Source organism: Bradyrhizobium sp. UFLA01-814 (genome assembly GCF_046718885.1).
GTDB classification, from domain to species: Bacteria; Pseudomonadota; Alphaproteobacteria; order Rhizobiales; family Xanthobacteraceae; genus Bradyrhizobium; species Bradyrhizobium elkanii.
Window position 1 is genome coordinate 1 of record NZ_JAQOSR010000164.1, and the last position, 19649, is coordinate 19649.

The 19649-nt window shown below is 64.0% G+C and carries 21 protein-coding genes; 11 read left to right on the forward strand and 10 right to left on the reverse strand.

The genetic code is table 11. The features are described 5' to 3' along the window. Nucleotides 1-242 precede the first annotated feature (242 nt). On the reverse strand, nucleotides 243-599 hold the full coding sequence (locus tag PMN64_RS34605) for a hypothetical protein (RefSeq protein WP_411783952.1): 357 nt from the start codon (nucleotides 597-599) through the stop codon (nucleotides 243-245). A gap of 143 nt (nucleotides 600-742) precedes the next feature. Continuing rightward, the gene (locus PMN64_RS34610; RefSeq protein WP_411783953.1) at nucleotides 743-1318 is read right to left on the reverse strand and encodes a TetR/AcrR family transcriptional regulator; all 576 of its coding nucleotides are present in this window, start codon (nucleotides 1316-1318) and stop codon (nucleotides 743-745) included. 125 nt (nucleotides 1319-1443) lie between these two features. On the opposite strand from PMN64_RS34610, the gene PMN64_RS34615 reads away from it, so the two are divergent. Continuing rightward, entirely contained in the window at nucleotides 1444-2421 is a 978-nt protein-coding gene (locus PMN64_RS34615; protein ID WP_411783954.1) for a zinc-dependent alcohol dehydrogenase family protein, read from the forward strand. Nucleotides 2422-2515: 94 nt separating this feature from the next. Here PMN64_RS34615 and PMN64_RS34620 read toward each other — a convergent pair whose 3' ends face one another. The 3 genes from PMN64_RS34620 to PMN64_RS34630 all read right to left on the reverse strand — a co-directional run bounded on the left by PMN64_RS34620 (nucleotide 2516) and on the right by PMN64_RS34630 (nucleotide 6025). Beyond that, nucleotides 2516-4516, reverse strand: coding sequence for a hypothetical protein (locus tag PMN64_RS34620; RefSeq protein WP_411783955.1), 2001 nt, complete (start codon nucleotides 4514-4516; stop codon nucleotides 2516-2518). A gap of 334 nt (nucleotides 4517-4850) precedes the next feature. Continuing rightward, on the reverse strand, nucleotides 4851-5588 hold the full coding sequence (locus PMN64_RS34625) for a sulfite exporter TauE/SafE family protein (protein ID WP_411783956.1): 738 nt from the start codon (nucleotides 5586-5588) through the stop codon (nucleotides 4851-4853). A 152-nt stretch (nucleotides 5589-5740) separates the two neighbouring features. Further along, nucleotides 5741-6025, reverse strand: a complete 285-nt coding sequence (locus tag PMN64_RS34630; protein ID WP_411783957.1) for a hypothetical protein — start codon at nucleotides 6023-6025, stop codon at nucleotides 5741-5743. A 306-nt stretch (nucleotides 6026-6331) separates the two neighbouring features. Between PMN64_RS34630 and PMN64_RS34635 the strand changes: the two genes are divergently transcribed. Beyond that, nucleotides 6332-6703, forward strand: a complete 372-nt coding sequence (locus PMN64_RS34635; protein ID WP_411783958.1) for a cupin domain-containing protein — start codon at nucleotides 6332-6334, stop codon at nucleotides 6701-6703. Between the two features lie 27 nt (nucleotides 6704-6730). Here PMN64_RS34635 and PMN64_RS34640 read toward each other — a convergent pair whose 3' ends face one another. The 3 genes from PMN64_RS34640 to PMN64_RS34650 form a co-directional block, all read right to left on the reverse strand. Then, nucleotides 6731-7864 (reverse strand): acyl-CoA desaturase, encoded by a 1134-nt coding sequence (locus PMN64_RS34640; protein WP_411783968.1) that lies wholly within the window; start codon nucleotides 7862-7864, stop codon nucleotides 6731-6733. A gap of 232 nt (nucleotides 7865-8096) precedes the next feature. Beyond that, entirely contained in the window at nucleotides 8097-8306 is a 210-nt protein-coding gene (locus PMN64_RS34645; protein ID WP_028341292.1) for a cold-shock protein, read from the reverse strand. A gap of 293 nt (nucleotides 8307-8599) precedes the next feature. Then, nucleotides 8600-9208 (reverse strand): TetR/AcrR family transcriptional regulator, encoded by a 609-nt coding sequence (locus PMN64_RS34650; RefSeq protein WP_028341291.1) that lies wholly within the window; start codon nucleotides 9206-9208, stop codon nucleotides 8600-8602. A 112-nt stretch (nucleotides 9209-9320) separates the two neighbouring features. Here PMN64_RS34650 and PMN64_RS34655 point away from each other — a divergent pair, with 112 nt between their 5' ends. The 8 genes from PMN64_RS34655 (at nucleotide 9321) to PMN64_RS34690 (ending at nucleotide 16290) form a co-directional block, all read left to right on the forward strand. After that, nucleotides 9321-10016: a PspA/IM30 family protein gene (locus tag PMN64_RS34655; protein ID WP_411783959.1), complete on the forward strand. Its 696-nt coding sequence runs from the start codon at nucleotides 9321-9323 to the stop codon at nucleotides 10014-10016. Between the two features lie 56 nt (nucleotides 10017-10072). After that, the gene (locus tag PMN64_RS34660) at nucleotides 10073-10348 is read left to right on the forward strand and encodes a YiaA/YiaB family inner membrane protein (RefSeq protein WP_028341289.1); all 276 of its coding nucleotides are present in this window, start codon (nucleotides 10073-10075) and stop codon (nucleotides 10346-10348) included. Nucleotides 10349-10755: 407 nt separating this feature from the next. Next, nucleotides 10756-11823 (forward strand): hypothetical protein, encoded by a 1068-nt coding sequence (locus PMN64_RS34665; protein ID WP_411783960.1) that lies wholly within the window; start codon nucleotides 10756-10758, stop codon nucleotides 11821-11823. Next, entirely contained in the window at nucleotides 11820-12695 is an 876-nt protein-coding gene (locus PMN64_RS34670; RefSeq protein ID WP_411783961.1) for a HesA/MoeB/ThiF family protein, read from the forward strand. The genes PMN64_RS34665 and PMN64_RS34670 overlap by 4 nt, the downstream gene beginning before the upstream one ends. Then, on the forward strand, nucleotides 12692-13891 hold the full coding sequence (locus PMN64_RS34675; RefSeq protein WP_411783962.1) for a hypothetical protein: 1200 nt from the start codon (nucleotides 12692-12694) through the stop codon (nucleotides 13889-13891). Before PMN64_RS34670 ends, PMN64_RS34675 begins: the two co-directional genes overlap by 4 nt. Then, complete coding sequence (locus PMN64_RS34680; protein WP_411783963.1) at nucleotides 13888-15009, forward strand: GNAT family N-acetyltransferase; 1122 nt, start codon at nucleotides 13888-13890, stop codon at nucleotides 15007-15009. The genes PMN64_RS34675 and PMN64_RS34680 overlap by 4 nt, the downstream gene beginning before the upstream one ends. Further along, nucleotides 15006-16001, forward strand: a complete 996-nt coding sequence (locus PMN64_RS34685) for a hypothetical protein (RefSeq protein WP_411783964.1) — start codon at nucleotides 15006-15008, stop codon at nucleotides 15999-16001. The genes PMN64_RS34680 and PMN64_RS34685 overlap by 4 nt, the downstream gene beginning before the upstream one ends. Nucleotides 16002-16083: 82 nt before the next feature. Further along, nucleotides 16084-16290: a hypothetical protein gene (locus tag PMN64_RS34690; protein WP_024581255.1), complete on the forward strand. Its 207-nt coding sequence runs from the start codon at nucleotides 16084-16086 to the stop codon at nucleotides 16288-16290. A gap of 385 nt (nucleotides 16291-16675) precedes the next feature. On the opposite strand, the gene PMN64_RS34695 is transcribed toward PMN64_RS34690, so the two are convergent. Together PMN64_RS34695 and PMN64_RS34700 are read right to left on the reverse strand one after the other, a co-directional pair. Next, entirely contained in the window at nucleotides 16676-17251 is a 576-nt protein-coding gene (locus PMN64_RS34695; RefSeq protein WP_411783965.1) for a DUF2478 domain-containing protein, read from the reverse strand. A gap of 82 nt (nucleotides 17252-17333) precedes the next feature. Continuing rightward, on the reverse strand, nucleotides 17334-18743 hold the full coding sequence (locus PMN64_RS34700; protein ID WP_411783966.1) for an aldehyde dehydrogenase family protein: 1410 nt from the start codon (nucleotides 18741-18743) through the stop codon (nucleotides 17334-17336). 342 nt (nucleotides 18744-19085) lie between these two features. Here PMN64_RS34700 and PMN64_RS34705 point away from each other — a divergent pair, with 342 nt between their 5' ends. Then, on the forward strand, nucleotides 19086-19466 hold the full coding sequence (locus tag PMN64_RS34705; protein WP_411783967.1) for a hypothetical protein: 381 nt from the start codon (nucleotides 19086-19088) through the stop codon (nucleotides 19464-19466). The last annotated feature ends 183 nt before the right edge of the window (nucleotides 19467-19649 follow it).

Consider the following 19649-nt stretch of genomic DNA (forward strand, 5'->3'; position numbering starts at 1 on the left):
GAGGAGCGCCGCTTGCGGCGCGTCTCGAACCACGAGGCCGAGTTACCTCCGCAGCCGCCGAAGGGTCATATGCGATTCCCCTGTGCTTGCGGGGGAGGGTTGGGGTGGGGGCTCTCTCCGCGAGTCACGCTGCGGAGAAAGCCCCCACCCGCATCGCATCTTTGATGCGATGCGACCTCCCCCGCAAGCGGGAGAGGTGGAGTCAGTGCGTCGTGAGATTGATCGAACTGACTTCATCATGCTCAGCCCATGCTGCCCGGCATGAAGCAGCGTGGCCTCGGGTGTCCGTCGAGGTAATACGGCCAGACCATGGTGCGGCCGGCGCGGTTCGGTCCGGCGACGACGGCGTCATCGGGAACGTCGACCCACTCACCCTCGAGGCGCACACGATAGTGGCCGTCCCTGGTGTCCCAATCGGCGTCATCGACACGCTTCGCGTCGCTGCCGTCGCAGCAGGGTCCCTTGACGCTGCGCAGGCTCTCATACCAGCCGTTCAACTCGGGTTGCTGGTGATCATGGGCCTGCGCCGGCCCGATCGCCGGCTTCGCCAGCAGGGCGGTGACTGCAACGAGCGTCGCACGCCAAAACCGTTTGCTCATCTGATCCTCAAATCCGGAAAGCCCATGACAGCCAACCCGGACATGGTCATCGAGATCAGGACATCAATCAGATGATGATCGTCATCCAATCACATTCGTGAGAGGCGCGCGGGGCGCTGCCGGAAGGCCGGGTGCTGGCCAGCTCAGGCGAGCAGGCTCATCACCTGGTCGATCACGGCCTTCACCTGTTTCGAATCCGGCCTCTGATGCGCAAGCGCCAGCAATCCGGCATGCACCACCATGATGGTGTGGGCGGTCACGTCAGGGTCGAAGCCCTTGCTGAACTGGGCGCGATCGGTGCGCAGCCGCGTGCGCAGCAGCTCTTCAAGCCGCCGGTTGTAGCGCTCGATGCTCTTGCGGAGCTCGACCTGGTCGAGCGAGCCATCGGTCGCGGAGTTGATCGACAGGCAGCCGCGCTGTCCCTTCTCGCCCGAGCAATAGGGAATGAAGCCGGTGAGCCACTGCTTGATGACGTCCCGCGCGGGCCCCGGCTGCGCCAGCACGCGCTCGGCCCAGCCGAGGATGCCGTCGTGATAGCGGTCCAGCACCTTCAGGAACAACGCGTTCTTGTCGCCGAACGCCGCGTAGAGGCTGGGTTTCGCGACGCCGCTCGCCGTCGTGATGTCGTCGAGCGAAGTCGCCTGAAAGCCCTTCTGCCAGAACATCTGGCGGGCGATTTCCAGGACATCGTCCGGATCGAAGCTGCGCGGCCTTGCCATATCCGTCTTTTATGTACTCCCGCGTCGGATGTGAAGCCTTCACCTTGCTGTGAAGGCCGGTCCGGCTATTGACGCAATCTCTGTTCTGTACTTAGAAGTACATAACGAAATCGGGAGATCTCGCCATGAAAGCGGTTCAGGTCGTTGCGTTTGGACGTGCTGCGGAGGTGGTCAAGCTCAACGAGGTGCCGGACGTGGGCAGCCCCGGCCCCGACGAGATCGTGGTCGCGGTGGAGGCCGCGCCGATCAACAATTCGGATTTCATGATCATCGCCGGGCGCTACGGCTATCTGCCGTCGCCGCCGGCCACGCTCGGGATCGAGGGCGTCGGGCGGGTTGTTGCCGCCGGATCGCAGGTGAGGAATTTGAAGGAGGGCGACCGCACGCTGATTCCCTTCACAGTCCCGACCTGGACCGAACGCGTCAAGTTCACCGCGTCGTGGCAGCGTCCGCTGCCCGACAATGCCGATGTCCAGCAACTGTCCATGATCGGGGTCAATCCGGCCACCGCCTATCTCTTGCTGACCGATTTCGTGAAAGTCCCGCCCGGCGGCTGGGTGATCCAGAACGGCGCCAATTCGGCGACGGCGCGCGCGGTGATCGCCATCGCCAAGTCGCTCGGGCTCAAGACCGTCAACATTGTCCGCCGCGAGGAGGTCATGGAGGAGGTCAAGGCGATCGGCGGCGATATCGTGCTGCTCGACGGGCCGGATCTCGCCAAGCGCGTCGCCAGGGAAACGGGTCGGGCGCCGATCCAGCTGGCGCTCGACATGGTTGGCGGCTCATCCGCCTTGAACCTGATGAACTGCCTCGCGCCAAAAGGAGTGCTCGTCATCTACAGCGCGATGAGCGGACAGCCGTTCTCCGGCTCGCCGTTGAGCGTGATCTTCAACGAGGTGTCGGTGCGCGGCTTCTGGCTCGGCCATTGGGGCAAGACCGCGACCGATCAGGCATTGGCCGGAATGTACGACCATCTGGTGCCGATGGTCGCATCGGGCGCGATCAGCGCGCCGGTGGTCGGGGCCTATCGCCTGGAGGATTTTTCGCAGGCGATCGCGCAGGCGTCGGCATTCAAGGGCAAGGTGATCTTTACGCCAAGCTAGAGCACGATGAGATTAGGTTGAGCTGTAAACCGCGTCGAAGGTTCACCTCTCCCCGAGGGGAGAGGTGGACCGAAATCGCGGCAAGCCGGGGCAGCTAGACGATGGTCGAGAGCGTGAACGCGTGCCACGCACCCCAGTCAATGCCATCGTACGCGCGCACATACATCGTTTCACTGCCGGTGGCGGCGCCGCCACGCATCCAGACATCATCGAGGTCGGCGGCGCTGACGTCGATCACGGTGCTGGCCGCCCAATGGGAATTCGCAGAGGTCCAGAAATAGCCGCTGTTGGCGCCGCTGCCACCATCCCAGAACTGATATTCGGACGCGGGATTTCCGTCGACGTCGGAATAGGACAACAAATTGCTGACCTGGCTCCACTCATTGATGTGCAAGGTCTGATCGTTGATCGAAGCGACCGGCGCGTGGTTTGGCAGCGACGTCAGGGTAAAGCTGTCCCAATTGCTCCAGGCGGTGCCGTCGAACGCCCTGACCCACATGGTCTCGGAGCCGCCGGCGGTGCCGCCTTGCACCCAGATGCTGGACAGATCGGACGCCGGAACGTCGATCACCGTGTTGGCTGCCCAGTGTGAATTGGCCGGCGTCCAGAAATAGGCGCTGTTGGCGGCCGAGCCGCTGTCCCAGAACTGGTATTTGGTGATTGCGTCGCCGTCGGCGTCGGATGCCGTCGTCCAGTTGACGAGCTGCGCCCACTGCGCGGCGTTCAAGGTATGATCGTTGATCGTCGCGGTCGGAGCCGTATTCGTCGACGTCAGGGTAAAGCTGTCCCAGTTGCTCCAGGCGGCACCGTCGAATGCCCTTACCCACATCGTCTCGGAACCGGTTGTCGAGCCGCCTTGAATCCACAGATTGGCCAGATCGGATGCCGAAACGTCGATCGTCGTGTTGGCAGCCCAGTGGGAATTGTCGGGCGTCCAGAAATAGGCGCTGGTCGTCCCCGCGCCGCCGTCCCAGAACTGGTATTTGGTGATCGTGTCACCTTCGGCATCGGTGGCTGTGAGCCAGCCCTGGGGTTTGATCCATTGATTGACGTGCAGCGACTGGTCGTTGACGGTCGCGACCGGCGCCGTGTTCGGCGTCGACGTCAACGTGAAGCTGTCCCAGTTGCCCCAGCCCGTTCCGTCGAATGCTCTGACCCACATCGTCTCGGAACCGGTCGTCGAGCCGCCTCGCACCCAGACGTCGGCCAAGTCGGCCGCCGAGACTTCGATCGTCGTGTTGGCGTCCCAGTGGGAATTGGTTGGAGTCCAGAAGTAGCCGCTGGTGGCAGACGTGCCGCTGTCCCAGAACTGGTACTTCGTGATCGCATCATGATCGGCATCCGTCGCCGTCAGCCAGCTGCTGATGGTGACCCACTGATCGATGTGCGTGGAATGATCGCCGATCGTCGCGACGGGGGTCGAGTTCGTTGACGTCAACGTGAAGCTGTCCCAGTTGCCCCAGTCCGATCCGTCGAACGCTCTGACCCACAGCGTCTCGGAGCCGGTCGTCGAACCGCCGCGGATCCAGACATCGGCCAGCTCGGCCGCCGATACCTCGATCGTCGTGTTGGCGTCCCAGTGGGAATTGGTTGGAGTCCAGAAGTAGCCGCTGGTTGCGGACGTGCCGCTGTCCCAGAATTGGTATTTGGTGGCGGCATCCCCGTTGGCGTCGGTGTAATTCAGCCAATCCGTGGCTTGCACCCATGTGTTGATATGCAGCGATTGGTCGCTGATCGTGGCAACCGGCGTACTGTTCGGAATCGTCGTGAAGGTGAACGACGTCCAGGTACTCCAGGCAGTCCCGTCGAAGGCACGTGCCCACAGCGTTTCCGAGCCGCTGACCGAACCGGAACGCAACCACACCTCGGAGAGGTCAGACGCCGCGACGTCGATGACGGTGTTGGCGTCCCAGTGGGAATTGGTTGGAGTCCAGAAGTAGCCGCTGGTCGCGGACGTACCGCTGTCGAAGAACTGATAGCTGACCGCGGAATTGCCATCGGCGTCGGAATAAGTGAGCCATGGCTGTATTTTTTGCCAGTGATTGGACAACAGGCTGTGGTTGCCAATCGTGACGACCGGTGCGGTATTGGCCATGGTTTGCGTCCTCGTGGGGTGCGCCGGTCGAGACCGGCTAATTTCCAAGGTGCAAGGCAATCAATTTTGGACCGTGAGGCGGGCTATTCCTGGTCCAGTGTCGTTCGGCTGGGATCAGCGCATTCCAAAGAAATCGTTAATATCAAATTCAGGATCGCAGAATTTCAATGCAGCATCTATGATGGGTGTCACACCCATCAGTTAGGTCGCGTGCGGCAAAGTGTCCTAGGCCTCGATTCCAACGGCCTCGCGTGACTCGTGCCGCCTTTACCATTGCATCTTGAGACGTCGGGGCGAGATCGTCGCAGCCGCAAGGCCAGTAGTTTTCGAATTTTTATCCGAACGACTTGTGACCGGTGAAGAACAGCAGTTGAATACCCGCCGCGGCCAGGATGAAGGCCAAAACATATCTGGTAGCGGTTTGCGATAGCCACCGTAGACCTATCGTCGTCCCGATCATGGCGCCAGCCAGCGCTGCTAATGCGTAAAGCCATGTGCCACTGGTAGGCATTTGGCCCGCATAAATAGCCCCGATCAACCCGACCGCCGAATTCGCGAGAATGAACGGCGCTGACAGCGCCGCAGTCTGCTTGGGTGACGCCCATCGTAGTGCGACCAAGACGGGCGCGAGAAAGACCCCTCCGCCGACGCCGGTTAGCCCGGAGACAAGACCGACACCCGCGCCTACTGCCCCGACGCCCCATACCGGCGTCAATCGATCCGGCTCGCCGGCCTTGGGACGACGGAAGGCAAGGATAGCCGCAGCAGCGAGAAGAACCACTCCGGTCGCGACGTTATACAGACGTTCGTCAAGAACGATGAACCCGCCGACAAGAGCGGTCGGGAGCGACGCAATGAGAAGCAGCCTTAGCTTGGCCCAATCAACCAGGCCCCCGCGATGAAAGCGCCAGGTCGAATAGGTAGCTGCGATGATATTGAGTAGCAGCGCCGTCGGACGCATCTCGTTCGAAGGAAACGAGGCGAATGCCATGAGAGCAAGAAATGCTGTCCCGCCAGCTTGACCAACCGTAGCATAGAGCAGCGAGACGCCGGCGAACATCAACGTCAGCATTGAGGTTCTTTCCCAAGCGTGGCGAGGCTAACAGAACGTCGGCACGACCCAAAGGCAAAAGAGTTTCGTCGATACGATAGGAGGCGCGATCGTGACTACGAAATGGTCGCGGTCCGCGCGACAAGCCAGCTGCAATGCCTCGAAATCGATGACTACTTGATCGTCGCGCGCACGGTGATGACCGAGGTGCCGGATGCTTTCGGCCCTTGGCCCGTTGCCTTGATGGCAAACGTATCGTTGCCCTTGTACTTGGCCTTCGCCTTGTATTCGAAGGTCGATGCGTTGATCTTCTTCAGCTTGCCGTAGGCCGGCTTTTGCGAGATCGACGAGTCCGTCACCGTGCCGCGGATTCCGATCGGGATCTGGCAGCTTTGGCCTGATGCGACGTCGATATCGCCGGTCGAATTCTCGCCCCAATCCGCCAATGTCACCGACATCGAGCATTCCGGCACGGGCTGCGCCGAAGACGCTGGCACGACACTTGATGCCGCAAAGATGAACGCCGAAGCGGCTGCCGTCGACAACCGTGTCGTGACGATACTCGTTTTCATGCAAGGCCCACTGCTGAAGGTTCTCGGCGCAGGAATCCTGCAACGTGGGAGCAGGGGTGGCAAGGGCTTCGCCTCGCCCGCGCGACATGTGTTGAAATGCCTGGGCGCTTGTTGCGTCGCTGAAGCGCCCCCATAGTCATCGCAGCCTTGATCCGATCGGGGCAAAGGCGCGCGGGACAGGGAAGGGTTCCAATGGCTGAAAGCAACGACGGTCAGGCAAACGCTCAACCAGCCGGGTTTGCCGGCGTCACCCGCAAGACCCTCGAGCGTCTCGCTTTGCCCGGCGATGATCGCGAGCTTGTCGTCGCCGAGGTGACCTATCCGCCCGGCGGGGTCGCTCCGCTGCACCGGCACCCCGTTGGCGGCGTGGTCTTCATCGTCGAAGGCGTTGCCGAGTCCGCCTATGGCGACGAGGCGCCGCGCCAGTATCGGGCAGGCGAGACCTTGCAGGATCGACCCGACGTGCCGCACACGCTGTTTCGCAATTGCGATCCGGAACGGCCGCTGCGCTTCCTGACGATCTACGCGCTCGAGCCCGGGCGCGCCTACACGATGGAGCCGTGAGGTTGCGAAAAGGCCAGAGGCAAAATACTACCGCTGGCTCGCTTGAGGTTTCGGGTTTGCGCCAGCCAGCGGAGGTGGAACGGCGAGCAGGAGGCAAACCGATTCCACCAGGAGTTCATGTGCACGGTCGACAATGTCGTCCAACGAACTCGTCTTCGCGAACATGGCCTGGGCTTCAGCCAACAACCGGTCACGCGTTGGTATGCTGGGCAGATGCAAGTCGGCACGATGCTGCAACAGAGCAAGCGCTTCCCGCACCGACAGTCCGGTTTCGTGGACCGACGATTTGATAGCCAGCGCGATGTATTCGGGATTGAAGCGACTAGCGAGCTGCTCAGCCGTTCGCTTGATCACACGCGATCCCAAGCGCTGCTCGTTGCGGAGGACCTGCATGGGCGGCGCCTTCAGATCCCAGACAATACCGAGCCAGGACAAGGCCACCAAGACATAATAGGTCACGTCAATCTCCCACCACCGGAAGCCTTGCCGCGCACTGCTTTGGTAGGCGTGATGATTGTTGTGCCAACCCTCACCCATCGTAAACAGAGCCAGCAGCCAATTGTTGCGGGAGTCATCGCCCGTAACATACCGCTTGCGCCCGTGAACATGCGCGAGGGAGTTGATGCAAAACGTGGCGTGATACAGCAGCACGGTGCTCCAGAAGAAACCGACCACGAGCCCGGGCCATCCGGCGATGAGGAAGCACAGACCTGCGACCACGATCGCCGGCAAGACCTCCAATCTGTGCAGCCACATCAACTCCGGATACGAGGCGAAATCCGCAACTTTCGTCAGATCCGTTGCATCGTGCTGTCGATAAAAGATCCAGCCGAGATGACTGTGCACGAAGCCTTTATGCCCCGGCGAATGCACATCCTGCTCGGTATCCGAATGAAGATGGTGATGTCGATGTTTCGCGGCCCACCAAAGGACGCTTTTCTGAGCGCTGCTTTGGGCAAGGAATGCAAGGATGAATTGAAACGTCCGGCTTGTTGAGTAAGCCCGGTGCGAGAAGTACCGATGATAGCCGGCGGTGACCGCAAACATGCGCAGCCAGTATAGGGCGACGCAAATTGCAGTCGCCTGCCATGAGACGCCCGTCCAGACCGCCGCCAGACATCCTGCGTGCACCAGCAGGAACGGGAGGACCTGCGGGTACATGATGTCGTCGTGCTGCGGAGCTGGATCGATATTGGGGGACACGCTAGCGACCTCGGCTGCTTCAATGCGCAGGCCGTTTCGCAGGCGGACGGTTCAAGTCCTGATCCTGGCGGGCATCGCGCGCGGTGTTGACAAAGAGAACCCCGCGGCCGGGTGACCAGTCGCGGGGTCGCGTAACCAGAGGCTTTGCCAGTTCATCCGTGGTCAAAAAAGCATGGCCGATTGTCGCAGCTTACACCGCGCGCAGATTGTCCGCAGCAGATTTGCCGGTCCGGCGGTCTGCAACGATCTCAAAAGAGACCTTCTGTCCCTCGTTGAGGGTGCTCATGCCGGCGCGTTCGACTGCGCTGATATGAACGAAAACGTCCTGGCCTCCCTGGTCCGGCTGAATGAAGCCGAAACCCTTCTGGCTGTTGAACCACTTCACAGTTCCCATGCTCATGGAAAATCGTCCTATAGATGCGTGTTTGGAGCCGCACTCACGAGCGCAGCAGGCGAATTCGAAGTTTAGGGGGTGAGGGTCGTCAGTCAGGCACGCTATCAGCGGCGAGGCCAAGTCGTTCGGCCGAAACTCCATCCGAGGTATATGGCTACGGTTCGGTCATTCCGCAAGCGGTTTTCTCCCTTTCTGACCTCGGCCGCTGCGTCCCCCTGGGGCAACGGCTGCAATTCACGGTGCTCTGCGGCACCTTTGCTTGACCGCATTGGCGGGGACGTCGTGCGGGGCCACACGTCCTAATCCTTCTTCGCCGTCAGCCCGTCGACCATCGCGCGCGTCAACGTTGCGATCTCGCTGCGCAATGCGCCGATCGGCACCGCGATCAGCTTGTGCTCCAGCCCGAGCGCGACCATGCCATGCACGGCGGAGAACAGGCTGCGCGCGGTGACGCCGAGTTGCGCCGGCGAACGCTGCGGAAACAATGCGGCGAGCGGCTTGTAGATGTGGCGGAACAATTCCATCTGCTCGGTGATCGCCCATTCCGGCACCGGCTTGCCGGGCTGCATGCGATGCTCGAACAGCGCGCGCCACAGTTCGAGATTGTCGGCGGCGAAGTCGCAATAGGCGACCGCGATCCGCACCAGCATCTCGCGCGGCGCCGCAGCCCCGCCGATCTCGGCCAGCGACAGCGACGCATCGAGCCGCGCCAGCGTGCGCGAGCCGACGCGCAGGATCAGCTCGTCGACATCCTCGACCAGATTGTAGACGCCGCCATTGGCGACCCCGATTTCCTGGGCCAGTTCGCGGGTTTTCAGGCCACCGAGACCCTTTGCCGCAATCGCCCGTTCTGCCGCCTCGATCAGCGCTTCCCGCAGTTTTGCTCGTCGTTCCAATGCCTTGGACATCTTTGATCCTTCGTTAACAATCACCTTGAGCGTCGCTCAAATAATTCTTGAGCGTCGCTCATTATGTGGTACAAGAGATTCATGAGCGATGCTCATAACAGGGAGCGACCAAATGTTCAAAACTGTTTTCACTCTTTTCCGCGGCAGCGTGGCAGCAGCGGAGGAGGAACTGCAAGACCGGACCGCGCTGGTCATCCTCGACCAGCAGATGCGCGATGCCGCCGCCGCCGTCGACCGCTCGAAGCGGACCCTGGCGCTGGCCATCGCTGGCGACCAGCAGGAGGGCCGGCGGCTCGATGCCACCAACGCCCGGATCGCCGATCTCGAGGTGCGCGCGTCGGCGGCACTCGAGGGCGGCCGGGAAGATCTCGCCCGCGAAGCCGCGCAGGCGATCGCCAATCTCGAAGCCGAGCGCGATGCCGCGATGACCGCACGCGCGCTGTTCGCCTCCGAGATCACCCGGCTGAAGCGCCATGTCGGCAACGCCGAGGCGCGGATCGCCGAGCTCGACCGCGGCCGGCGCCTCGCCCGTGCATCGGAAGCGGTGCGTTCGCTGCGCCGGAGCGGCATCGAGGCCGCGCGCCCCTACGAGTCGACGCTGCCGGAAGCGGAGGCGACGCTGAAGCGGCTGCGCGAGCGGCAGATGGAGATCCAGGCCGCCGACGAGGCGTTGATCGAGATCGACGCCGCCGCGGGACCATCAGCCACCGCCGAGAAGCTCGCCGAGCAGGGTTTTGGCCCGCGCATGAAATCGACCGCCGACGACGTGCTGGCGCGGCTGAAAGCCAAGCGCCCGTCCCAACCCTGAAACCTCAAGCCTGAAACTGATCCTTCGTCAATTTTCGCAACATCAAGGAGATTACCATGAACCAGACCATTCAACCCCACAGCGGCAGCTGGGTTACCTTCACCTACGCGTCCTTCGCAGCCTCCGCCTTCCTCGTCGCCATCGGCGTGTTCTTCCTGCCGATCGACCTCTGGATGAAGGGCTATCTGACGATGGGCATCGTGATGCTGATCCAGACCTGCGTCACGCTGACCAAGACGGTGCGCGACAATTACGAGAGCAGCAAGTTCGTGAACCGCATCGAGGACGCCAAGGCCGAGCGCCTGCTGATGGAAGTCTCCAAGGCAGGGTGAGAAGGCGGCCGACAGGAAGCGGCGGGTGTTTCGCACTCGCCGCTTTTGCCCAAAACGCTTTGCGCCGATCGGGCGCTAGACTCGGCGGTCCCGTCATCCTGAGGAGCGCGTAGCGCGTCTCGAAGGATGCACGGCCCGGCTGGTGGCCGTCGACCCTTCGAGACGCGCGTTCCGCGCTCCTCCAGCGACAACGGCAAAGCCGTTGCGCGGGGGTGACGGTGAAGGAGCTGGCGCTCTGCAGCCACGAGCTTCACTTCTCGCAATGACGGTGGATGGGGCGCCAGCTCTTACGGCCAACTTGTTCCGTTTCCGGAAGGCCTTGTTTACCCTGCGGCAAACAGCGTCAGGTTGCGCTCATGGCTCCTTAACAGGGGTGAGTGCAGAGATCGCGCCCGAGGGACAGAGAAATGGCGTCCACGGACAATCCCACGCCGGCTTCGCGCGGCAGCAAGAACCTTGCCAAGAGTCTCGGCAAGGCACGCGCCGCCTTTGACGGCTTGCGCAGCCATGGCGGCTTCTGGCTGAAGGCGCTGTCGCAGCCGACCATCGATCTCAGCTTGCGCACCCAGGCCGGCCAGCGCACCCGCATCGTCGAATCCCCTGGCCTGTCGCTGCCGAGGGACGAGCTCGACGCGCTGGTCGAGCAGCTGCGCATCGTCGCCGCCAAGACGCTGCCCGAGGAGAGCCTGACCTACGGCATCTTCTCCGGCGAACCCGAGCGGCTGTCGCGCGCCATCGTCACGCTGATCTCGGAGGAAGACACCGGGCGGCCGATCGCCTTCAATGCGCTGTCGGTGATGGACGTGCCGCTCGACGGCGAGCCGGCCGAGGTCACCCATCTCGGCCTCGTCATGGTCGATCCCGATGTGCGCGGGCAGGGGCTCTCCTGGGTGCTCTACGGCCTGACCGCGCTGGTGCTGTTCGCCCGCGACGGGCTGCGGCCGAAATGGATCTCCAACGTCACCCAGGTGCCGGCGGTGGTCGGCATGGTCAGCGATACCTTCTCGGACGTCTACCCGTCGCCGCTGCCGGGCGCGCGGCAGAGCTTTGCGCATCTCCAATTGGCGCGCGGCATCATGGCAAGGCATCGCGCGGTGTTCGGCGTCGGCGAGGAGGCCGGGTTCGACGAGCCGCGCTCGGTCATCACCAACGCCTATACCGGCGGCTCGGACGCGCTGAAGAAGACCTTCGAAATCGCACCGAAGCACCGCAATGCCGTCTACAACGAGTTTTGCGCGCGCGAGCTCGACTACGCGCGCGGCGACGACGTGCTGCAGATCGGCCGCGTCGATCTTGCCGGCGCGCGCCGCTATCTCATGAGCGAGGTGCCCTCGGGCTCGCTGCCGTCGCTGCTCGCGGCGTCCGCGATGCTGGCGCTGCAGCGGCTGGTGCTGCCGGTGGTCTACTGGATGGACGACAGCCGCGCCTTCGGCACGCTGCGTCCGCGCAAGCAGGATAGCGGGGCCGCGCGATGAATTTCGATTACTACTCCTTCACCGGCCGCAATATCGGCTTCATCGACGAGCACGAGCAGCAGCTGCTGCGTCAGGCGCGGGTGTTCGTCTGCGGCGTCGGCGGCATGGGCGGCGCGGCCTTCATGGCGCTGGCGCGGGCCGGCGTCGGCAAATTCGTGATCGCCGACATCGACCGCTTCGAGGTCTCCAACCTCAACCGCCAGGTGTTCGCCTTCGCCGACGAGGTCGGGCGCGAGAAGGCGGCGGTCGCCGCCGAAGCCGCGAGGCGCATCAATCCGACCATCGAGATCGAGGTGCTTGGCGAGAACTGGACCAGCGAGCTGGCCGCGATCGCCGCGCAGGGCCCGGTCATCGTCAACGGCATGGACGATATCGCGGCCGGCGTTCATCTGTACCGGACCGCGAAGCGCGCCGATGCAACCGTGATCGACGCCTATATGTCGCCGCTGCCGTCGGTGATCGTGGTGCGCCCGCACGATCCGCGGCCCGAGCAGCGCCTCGGCTTTCCCACGCTCGGCAAGGACTGGACCGATATCACCGAGGACGACCGCCGCGCCGCGATGCGCGCCGAGATCGAGCACGTGATGCTGCACTCCTCGTCGCGCAACTATGTCGACCTCGCCATCGCCGGCGAAGTCGCCGCCGGCCGCCGCAGCCGGATGTCGTTTGCGCCGATGGTGATCTCGACCGGCATGCTGATGGCCTATGAAGCGGTCGCGCTGATCCTCGGCCGCACCTCCGGCACCGATTGCCGCGGCTGGTTTCTCAACCCGCATCGGCCCGCGATCGAGAAGCCGCGCAATGCGCTGGTCGCCGCCCTGATGCGTCCGCTGGTGCGGCGGGCCATCGATGACCTGACGGGCGGCAAATGACCTCCGGGGTGATCGCCGATTCCATCGTCAATCTGTGCGGCGCCATCGGGCTTGCCGTGGCAATGATGACGTTCTACCGGCGCGATCCAAGGAGCCCGTTGACGCGCCGCCTGCTGCTCGCGCTCGGCGTGATCGCGATCCTGTTCCTCGACCGCGGTCTTGCCTGGTGGACCGGAAGCCGCCTGCTCGACCGCCTCTCGGTGATCCCGGCCTCGCTGGTCCCGCTCGGCGCCCTGATCGTCACCGAAGGCATTTTGCGGCGCCACGCGCCGCGAGCGGTCAAGATCGCGGCGCTCGCGGGCGGCATCCTGCTCGGGCTTGGCGGCCTGTTCGGGCTGCAACGGCTGGCGATGCCTTACGCGATCGCGCTGGCGCTGTTCCAGCTGCTGGGCTTCGCCACTTGCGCGTTGCTGCTGGCGACGCGGGATCGCGCCGCGCTGATGGCCTCGGAGAACCGCAGCATCGGCCGCATGGCGGTCGGCGCGCTGGTCGTGATCCCGTTCATCCTCACCGATTTCCGCACGCTGTTTCCTGATATCCCTGTGCGGCTCGGCGCGCTGGGCGCGCTGCTCACCGTGACCGTGATGCTGATCGCCGGCGGCGGCGCCGAGACCCGCCGGCACGGCCTTGCGATGATGGCGCTGCGGCTGATCTCGTCGGGCCTCTTGGGCCTCGCCGCCGCCTTCATGGCGCCCGACGTCGACGCCGCGCAGATGGTCCGGTTCGTCGCGGTGGCGATCGCCGGCGTGCTGACCATCGGGTTGATGACGGACGCGCTGCGGGCGCTGTTCGAATCGCAGGAGCCGGGCGTGCTCAATTCGGTCGCGGCATCGCCGGCGCAGACCCGCGAGCAGTTGATCGCCGAGCTGGCGCGGCATCCGATCTTCGAAAGCGCGCGGCGCTTCCGCGAGAACGAGCTCGCGCTCTACGATCCGCCGCTGCTGCACGACTTCCTGTCGACGCGGCGTGTGCTGCGGCGGTCCGACGCGCCGTGGGGACTGGTGCCGACCGATCCCGCGGCCGAGCGCATGGTGTCGCTGATCTCGGCCAACAACGCCTCCCACGTCATCGTGCTCGGACATGATCCGCTCGACCTGATCGTGCTCGCGGTGCCCGTCACCGCGGCCGATCCCGCCACTGAAACCGCGCTGGCGCTGGTACGCCGGCTCTTGGCGTTGACCCCGGAGGCCAAATGACATCGGAGATCCGCGAGGGCGACCGCAGGGCGGCATTCGACGCCGCGCTCAATGCCTATGGGTCCGACAGCCTCTACGTGCCGCCGCTGTGGAGCGATTTCGACCGGATGTTCGATCCGGCGAAGAACCCGTTCGTCACCGAAGGCCACGGCCGCTACGCGCTGTTTTCAGCGCATCGCGATGGGCGGCCGGTCGGCCGCATCGCCGCCTCGATCCACGACGCGTCCAACCGCAAGCACGGCACCCGCCACGGTGCATTCGGCTTCTTCGATTGCATCGACGACGTCGAGGTGGCCGATGCGCTGCTGAGCGCCGCCGAGCAATGGCTGTCGGCGCGCGGCATGAGCCGCGTCGCCGGCAATTTCAATCTGACGGCGATGCAGCAGATCGGCGTGATGACCGACGGGTTCGACCATGCGCCGTTCACCGACATGATGTGGTCGCCGCCGCACATTGCAAAGCATCTCGAACGCGCAGGCTACGCCGCGACCTTCCCGATGACGACGTTCGAGATCGCGCTCGACGGCGGCAAGCCGGAGCAATTGCTCGGCGACAAGCAGCGCGCGGTGCTCACTGACCCGGATTTCGTCTGGCAGCCGATCAAGCGTTCCGCCTTCAAGGTACGGCTGGAGGATGCGCGGCTGATCCTCAATGACGGCTTTGCCGACAATCCGATGTTCGTGCCGCCGACCGCCGCCGAATATCTGTTCCAGGCCGGCGACATGATGTGGATCATCGACAAGCGGATTTCGACCGTGGTCTATCACCGCGGCCGGCCCGCCGGCGCGATCATCGCGATCCCCGACCTCAATCCGCTGATCAAGGCGATCGGCGGCCGGGTCGGACTGACGGCGCCGTTCAAATTCGTGCAGCACCGCGTGATGGACAGGCGCGCGGTGCTGATCTATCAGTCGGTCTGCCGCGACCTGCACAATCGCGGCCTCAACGGCGCGATGCTCTACCGCACCGCGCTGGCGTTGCAGGAGGCCGGCTACCGCACGCTGGGCGGCACCTGGATCGCCGATATCAACGGTCCCTCGCTGCGCCAGGTCGAGAAGGTCGGCGCAACGCCGCTGCACCGGCTGCATCTGTTCACCAAGCGGCTGGCCGCGGCATGAGCGAGCTGACCCCGGATTTGCTGCGCGAGGTGGTCGCGGAGGCGCGGCTGGCGCCGAGCGTCCACAACATCCAGCCGACGCGCTGGCGCCTCATCGACGACGGGCGGCTGGCGCTGGTCGACGCGACCGGCGTCCGCGCGCCGATCGCCGACCCCGCGGGGCATGATGTTCGGGTGTCGCACGGCGCGGCGCTGGAGGGCATGAGCCTCGCGCTCAACCGCCGTGGCTTCGCAATCACGGGCATGACAACGATCGAGCAGCCGCTGTCGCCGCAACTCTCCCTGCTCTGCTCTTTTGCGATCAGGCAAGGAGCCGAGCCCGATCCGCTGGCGGACCTCGTGGCACGCCGCATGTCGTGGCGCGGCAAGTTCGTGGCGTCGGCTGACGATGCGGCGGCGCTGGCGCAGCTGGCTGCCGCGCGCGACGATGTGATCTGCATTGGCGATCGCGGGGCGATTGCCGATATCGCCGGCTGGGCCGACCAGGCCGAATTCTCCTTTGTCCGCAGCAACGACTACAGGGCTGAGCTGCTTGCATGGATGCGGCTGTCGCCCGGCCATCCGCGCTATCTGCTCGACGGGCTCAACCGTGATGCGCTCGCCATGAATGCGGTCGAGGCTACCGCCGCGCGCTACGTGCTCGGCACCCTGTTCAAGCCGCTCGATCGTCTCGGCCTCGCCGCGTCGTTGCTTGCCGACGGCGCCAAGACCGCGTCGGCATCGGCGATCGTCCTGTTTTGTCGTCCCGTCGGTGAGGATCCACTCACGACCGGTCGCCATTTCTACCGCGCCTGGCTGGAGATCGATCGCGCCGGTTTCGCGGCGTGCCCGATCTCGGCGCTATCAGATCATCCTGACTTCAACGACCGGCTGCGAAAGCTCGGCAAAATTGGCGCCGATCTGCGCCTCGTCAACGTGTTCCGCATCGGCCGGCCATCAAAACCGTTGAAACCTCGGCATTTCCGGTTGCCGGTTGACCGGCTCATTGTCTGAAAATTAAGCTGCAATCCCCGCTGTCAAAACTTCACGCGGTCGTGCTATGACGCCGCCCGCTAACCAACGACCGGTGGAGATGATGTCGAAGCAATCGCTGCGCGAGGAGGCCGAACGCCTCATCCGCGAGACCATGGAAAAGCGGAACTTGGTCATCAAGCAGGGCACGACCCGGATCGAGGCCGTTTGCGGCAAATGCGGTGCGCCGAACCGGGTGCAGGCGGAAAAGGGCCAGTCCCGCGTCAAGTTCACCTGCAAGAATTGCGACCACAAGCAGGAGACGCTCTGAGCGGGGTCGCCCTCCCGTCATCCTGAGCGAATGTGAATGTATTCAGCGTCGTCCTGGCGAAAGCCAGGACCCATTACCCCAACCGCTTGTCGTTGTGTGACGCTGGGGCCACTATTGCACTCTCAATCGAATTCGGTGGTTATGGGTCCTGGCTTTCGCCAGGACGACAGCGTGGGGAGGCCGCTCGCTACAATTCTCACACCGTCATCCCCGCGCGAAGGCTTCGCCTTTGTCGCTGGAGGTGCGAGCGGAGCGAGCCTCGAAGGATGCACGGCCACCAGCCGGGCCGTCGATCCTTCGAGACGCGCGCAAGAGCGCGCTCCTCAGGAAGACGGTGATAGTCCGCAGGTGGGGCAGCCGAGCGTAACCCACTCTACGAAGCGCTCTACTTGAACGCCTCGCAGACCGTGGTGTGATCCGGCGCGGTCCGGGCCGCGGCGCGTAGCGAGACGCTGCGCCACCAGGCATCGAGCGCGTGGCGGTCGCAGGCGAGCTTCACGCTCATCCCGCCGGCGAACTTGATCCAGTCCGCAAAGCTCGCGCGCGACACCGCGATCACGACCGGGATGTCGGCGCCGAGCGCGCGCTCGATCAGGAAGCCGAGCCCCTTGCCGTCGCGCTCCCGCTTGCCGAAGCGGTTGATGATGACGAGATCGGCGCCTTCAGCCAGTGCGTCGGCGACGCGGATGCCGGCGGCCTGCAGCCGCGACAGATCGAGCTTGCAGCCGGTGGCGCCAGCGCTCCTGGTATCCGGGCTCGGCGGCTGCGCCAGCAGCAGCGTCTCGCCGCTATGCACCAGCACGGCCGACAGGCTGGAATCGGCGCATTGGCCTGATTGCACCATGCCGACGACGCGCGCGCCGTGTGCTCTCAGATCGCCGGCGAAATCGCGCAGGACGGCGTCGGGATCGTCATTGGCGTCATAGACCAGGGCGGCGAGGTCGCATTGGGCGTCGAACATGATGGGCTCTGTTCGTTGTGGAGGAGGGAGGCAACCGCGGCGCCAAGGGGAGCCAAGGCGTCGCGGCCGCAGTTTTTGCGGGTCAGGCGGCCGGCGGGCCGTTGATGATCTGCAGCTGGGTGAATTCGGCGAGACCTTCCTCGGCGAATTCGGTGCCGATGCCCGACTGCTTGGCGCCGCCGAACGGAATGTTCGGGGCCATATCGAGATGCTTGTTGATCCACACCGTGCCGGCCTCGATCCGGGTCGCAATCTCATGCGCACGCTTGATGTCGGACGACCAGACCGACGCGCCGAGACCGTAGGTGGTGGCGTTGGCGCGGCGGATCACATCATCCTTGTCGGAATATTTGATCACAGGAAGCACCGGACCGAACTGCTCCTCGTCGACCAGCTTGGAGCCTTCCTTGATGTCGCGCACGATGGTCGGCTCGATGAAATAGCCGGGACGGTCCATCGCGGCGCCGCCGGCGATCACGTTGCCGTTCTTGCGGGCGTCGTCGAGGAACGCCTTGACCTTCTCGTACTGCATCTTGTTCTGCAGCGGCCCGAGCTTTGTGCCCTGCTTGGAGCCGTCATCGACCACGGTGTTCTTTGCGATCGCAACCAGCTCGTTGCAGATCTCGTCATAGACGGATTCATGCACGTAGAGCCGCTTGATGGCGAGGCAGACCTGCCCGGAGTTCTGGAACGCGCCCTCGAAGATGCCGGGCGCGACCTTCTTCGGATCGACGTCGTCGAGCACGATGCCGGCGTCATTGCCGCCGAGCTCGAGCGTGATCCGCTTCAAGGTCTGCGACGCGCTCGCCATCACCTTCTGGCCGGTGGCCGAGGAGCCGGTGAAGGAGATCTTGCGGATGTCGGGGTGCTTGGTCATGTGGTCGCCGAGATCGTTGGCGTCGGCGATGAAGTTGAGCACGCCCTTCGGCAGGATGTCCTTGACCAGCTCGGCAAAGCGCAGCGAGGCCAGCGGCGTGGTGGGCGCGGGCTTCACCACCAGCGTGTTGCCGGCGAGCAGCGCCGACGGCAGCTTGAACGCCAGGATCAGCAGCGGATAGTTCCAGGGAATGATCGCGCCGACCACGCCGAGCGGGCGGCGATAGGCCTCGACCTTGCGGTCGCCGGAATTCTCGATCACGCGCATCGGCAGTTCCAGCGAGCCGAGATAGCGGAAGAAGCCGGCCATGCCCATCACCTCGCCGGTGGCATCGGCGAGCGGCTTGCCCTGCTCGCTGGTCAGGATATGCGCAAGCTCGTTGGCGTTAGCCTCGATCACCTCGGCCATCTTGATGATCAGCTTGCGGCGCTCCTCGATCGGCGTGGCGGCCCAGGCCGGGTAGGCGGCCTTCGCGGCGGCGACAGCCTTGTCGAGCTGTTCCCTGGAGGCGCGCGGGCATTGCGCCACCACCTCTTCGGTCGCCGGATTGAGCACCGGCATGGTCTGGTCGCCGGGTACCATCTTGCCGTCGATGAGAAGCTTGTAATCACTCATTGGCCTTGCTCTCCCTGGTCAAACGGGTCCTTCGCGGACCTCGCTATATTCACGTGTATATCACGGATGCGGCGTGGACGCCGCGGCCATTCAGGGCACGCGCGCGGCACTGCCGAACCGAATGAATTCTCTGGAAAATCGTGAAGAAAAATCAGCCTGAGCTTTGCGCTGATTTATTCGCGGTTGCCCGCCCGGCGTCAATCGGGGCGCCGCGGGCTTCAATGGATTCTAATGCCGCGCGCGCCTCTGCCGGTAGCCGCCGCGGCTATACTTTTAAGGGCTGGACGCTGGTCGTCTTCGCGATATATTGAATGGAATATAACGATGATCCGGAGTGCCGGCATGCAGATCGAAACCCAGAAGCTCACCACCTGCGAAGTCGCGTCCGACGGCTGCGCCATTTCGCTTGGCTTCGTGGACGGCAAGGGCGAGCCCGCAACCATCCGCCTGTCGATCAACCAGGTCGGCGCGCTGGTCATGACCTTGCCCGGGCTGATCAGCAAGGCGCTGCAGACCCGCTTCGGCGACCAGACCTTGCGCTACGCCTATCCGCTGGATTCCTGGGTGATCGAGCAGTCGACCGATCCGGCGCAGGGCATGATGACGCTGAAGACGTCGGACGGCTTCAGTGTCTGCTTCTCGATCCCGCGCGCCCAGCAGAGCGAGCTCGGCGAGGCGCTGGTGGCGCAGCCGGCGACAAGGGTGCAGTTGCGGGCGAATTAAGATCGTAGCTTCGTAAGGTGGGTTAGCCGAAGGCCTAACCCACCATTTGTGCCGCGGCGGGAGAAGAGGTGGGTTACGCTCGGCCAACCCACGCTCCGGACTATCACCGTCATCCTGAGAGTCTGACTCATAAGTCACCCAACCTTACCAGCAGCGGCAAGTCTGCGGGTCAGGAGCCTCATG

Coding starts and splice junctions, on each gene's coding strand:
- PMN64_RS34605 (WP_411783952.1), bottom strand. CDS start 599: ATGAGCAAACGGTTTTGGCGTGCGACGCTCGTTGCAGTCACCGCCCTG.
- PMN64_RS34610 (WP_411783953.1), bottom strand. CDS start 1,318: ATGGCAAGGCCGCGCAGCTTCGATCCGGACGATGTCCTGGAAATCGCC.
- PMN64_RS34615 (WP_411783954.1), top strand. CDS start 1,444: ATGAAAGCGGTTCAGGTCGTTGCGTTTGGACGTGCTGCGGAGGTGGTC.
- PMN64_RS34620 (WP_411783955.1), bottom strand. CDS start 4,516: ATGGCCAATACCGCACCGGTCGTCACGATTGGCAACCACAGCCTGTTG.
- PMN64_RS34625 (WP_411783956.1), bottom strand. CDS start 5,588: ATGCTGACGTTGATGTTCGCCGGCGTCTCGCTGCTCTATGCTACGGTT.
- PMN64_RS34630 (WP_411783957.1), bottom strand. CDS start 6,025: ATGTCGGTGACATTGGCGGATTGGGGCGAGAATTCGACCGGCGATATC.
- PMN64_RS34635 (WP_411783958.1), top strand. CDS start 6,332: ATGGCTGAAAGCAACGACGGTCAGGCAAACGCTCAACCAGCCGGGTTT.
- PMN64_RS34640 (WP_411783968.1), bottom strand. CDS start 7,864: ATGTACCCGCAGGTCCTCCCGTTCCTGCTGGTGCACGCAGGATGTCTG.
- PMN64_RS34645 (WP_028341292.1), bottom strand. CDS start 8,306: ATGAGCATGGGAACTGTGAAGTGGTTCAACAGCCAGAAGGGTTTCGGC.
- PMN64_RS34650 (WP_028341291.1), bottom strand. CDS start 9,208: ATGTCCAAGGCATTGGAACGACGAGCAAAACTGCGGGAAGCGCTGATC.
- PMN64_RS34655 (WP_411783959.1), top strand. CDS start 9,321: ATGTTCAAAACTGTTTTCACTCTTTTCCGCGGCAGCGTGGCAGCAGCG.
- PMN64_RS34660 (WP_028341289.1), top strand. CDS start 10,073: ATGAACCAGACCATTCAACCCCACAGCGGCAGCTGGGTTACCTTCACC.
- PMN64_RS34665 (WP_411783960.1), top strand. CDS start 10,756: ATGGCGTCCACGGACAATCCCACGCCGGCTTCGCGCGGCAGCAAGAAC.
- PMN64_RS34670 (WP_411783961.1), top strand. CDS start 11,820: ATGAATTTCGATTACTACTCCTTCACCGGCCGCAATATCGGCTTCATC.
- PMN64_RS34675 (WP_411783962.1), top strand. CDS start 12,692: ATGACCTCCGGGGTGATCGCCGATTCCATCGTCAATCTGTGCGGCGCC.
- PMN64_RS34680 (WP_411783963.1), top strand. CDS start 13,888: ATGACATCGGAGATCCGCGAGGGCGACCGCAGGGCGGCATTCGACGCC.
- PMN64_RS34685 (WP_411783964.1), top strand. CDS start 15,006: ATGAGCGAGCTGACCCCGGATTTGCTGCGCGAGGTGGTCGCGGAGGCG.
- PMN64_RS34690 (WP_024581255.1), top strand. CDS start 16,084: ATGTCGAAGCAATCGCTGCGCGAGGAGGCCGAACGCCTCATCCGCGAG.
- PMN64_RS34695 (WP_411783965.1), bottom strand. CDS start 17,251: ATGTTCGACGCCCAATGCGACCTCGCCGCCCTGGTCTATGACGCCAAT.
- PMN64_RS34700 (WP_411783966.1), bottom strand. CDS start 18,743: ATGAGTGATTACAAGCTTCTCATCGACGGCAAGATGGTACCCGGCGAC.
- PMN64_RS34705 (WP_411783967.1), top strand. CDS start 19,086: ATGCAGATCGAAACCCAGAAGCTCACCACCTGCGAAGTCGCGTCCGAC.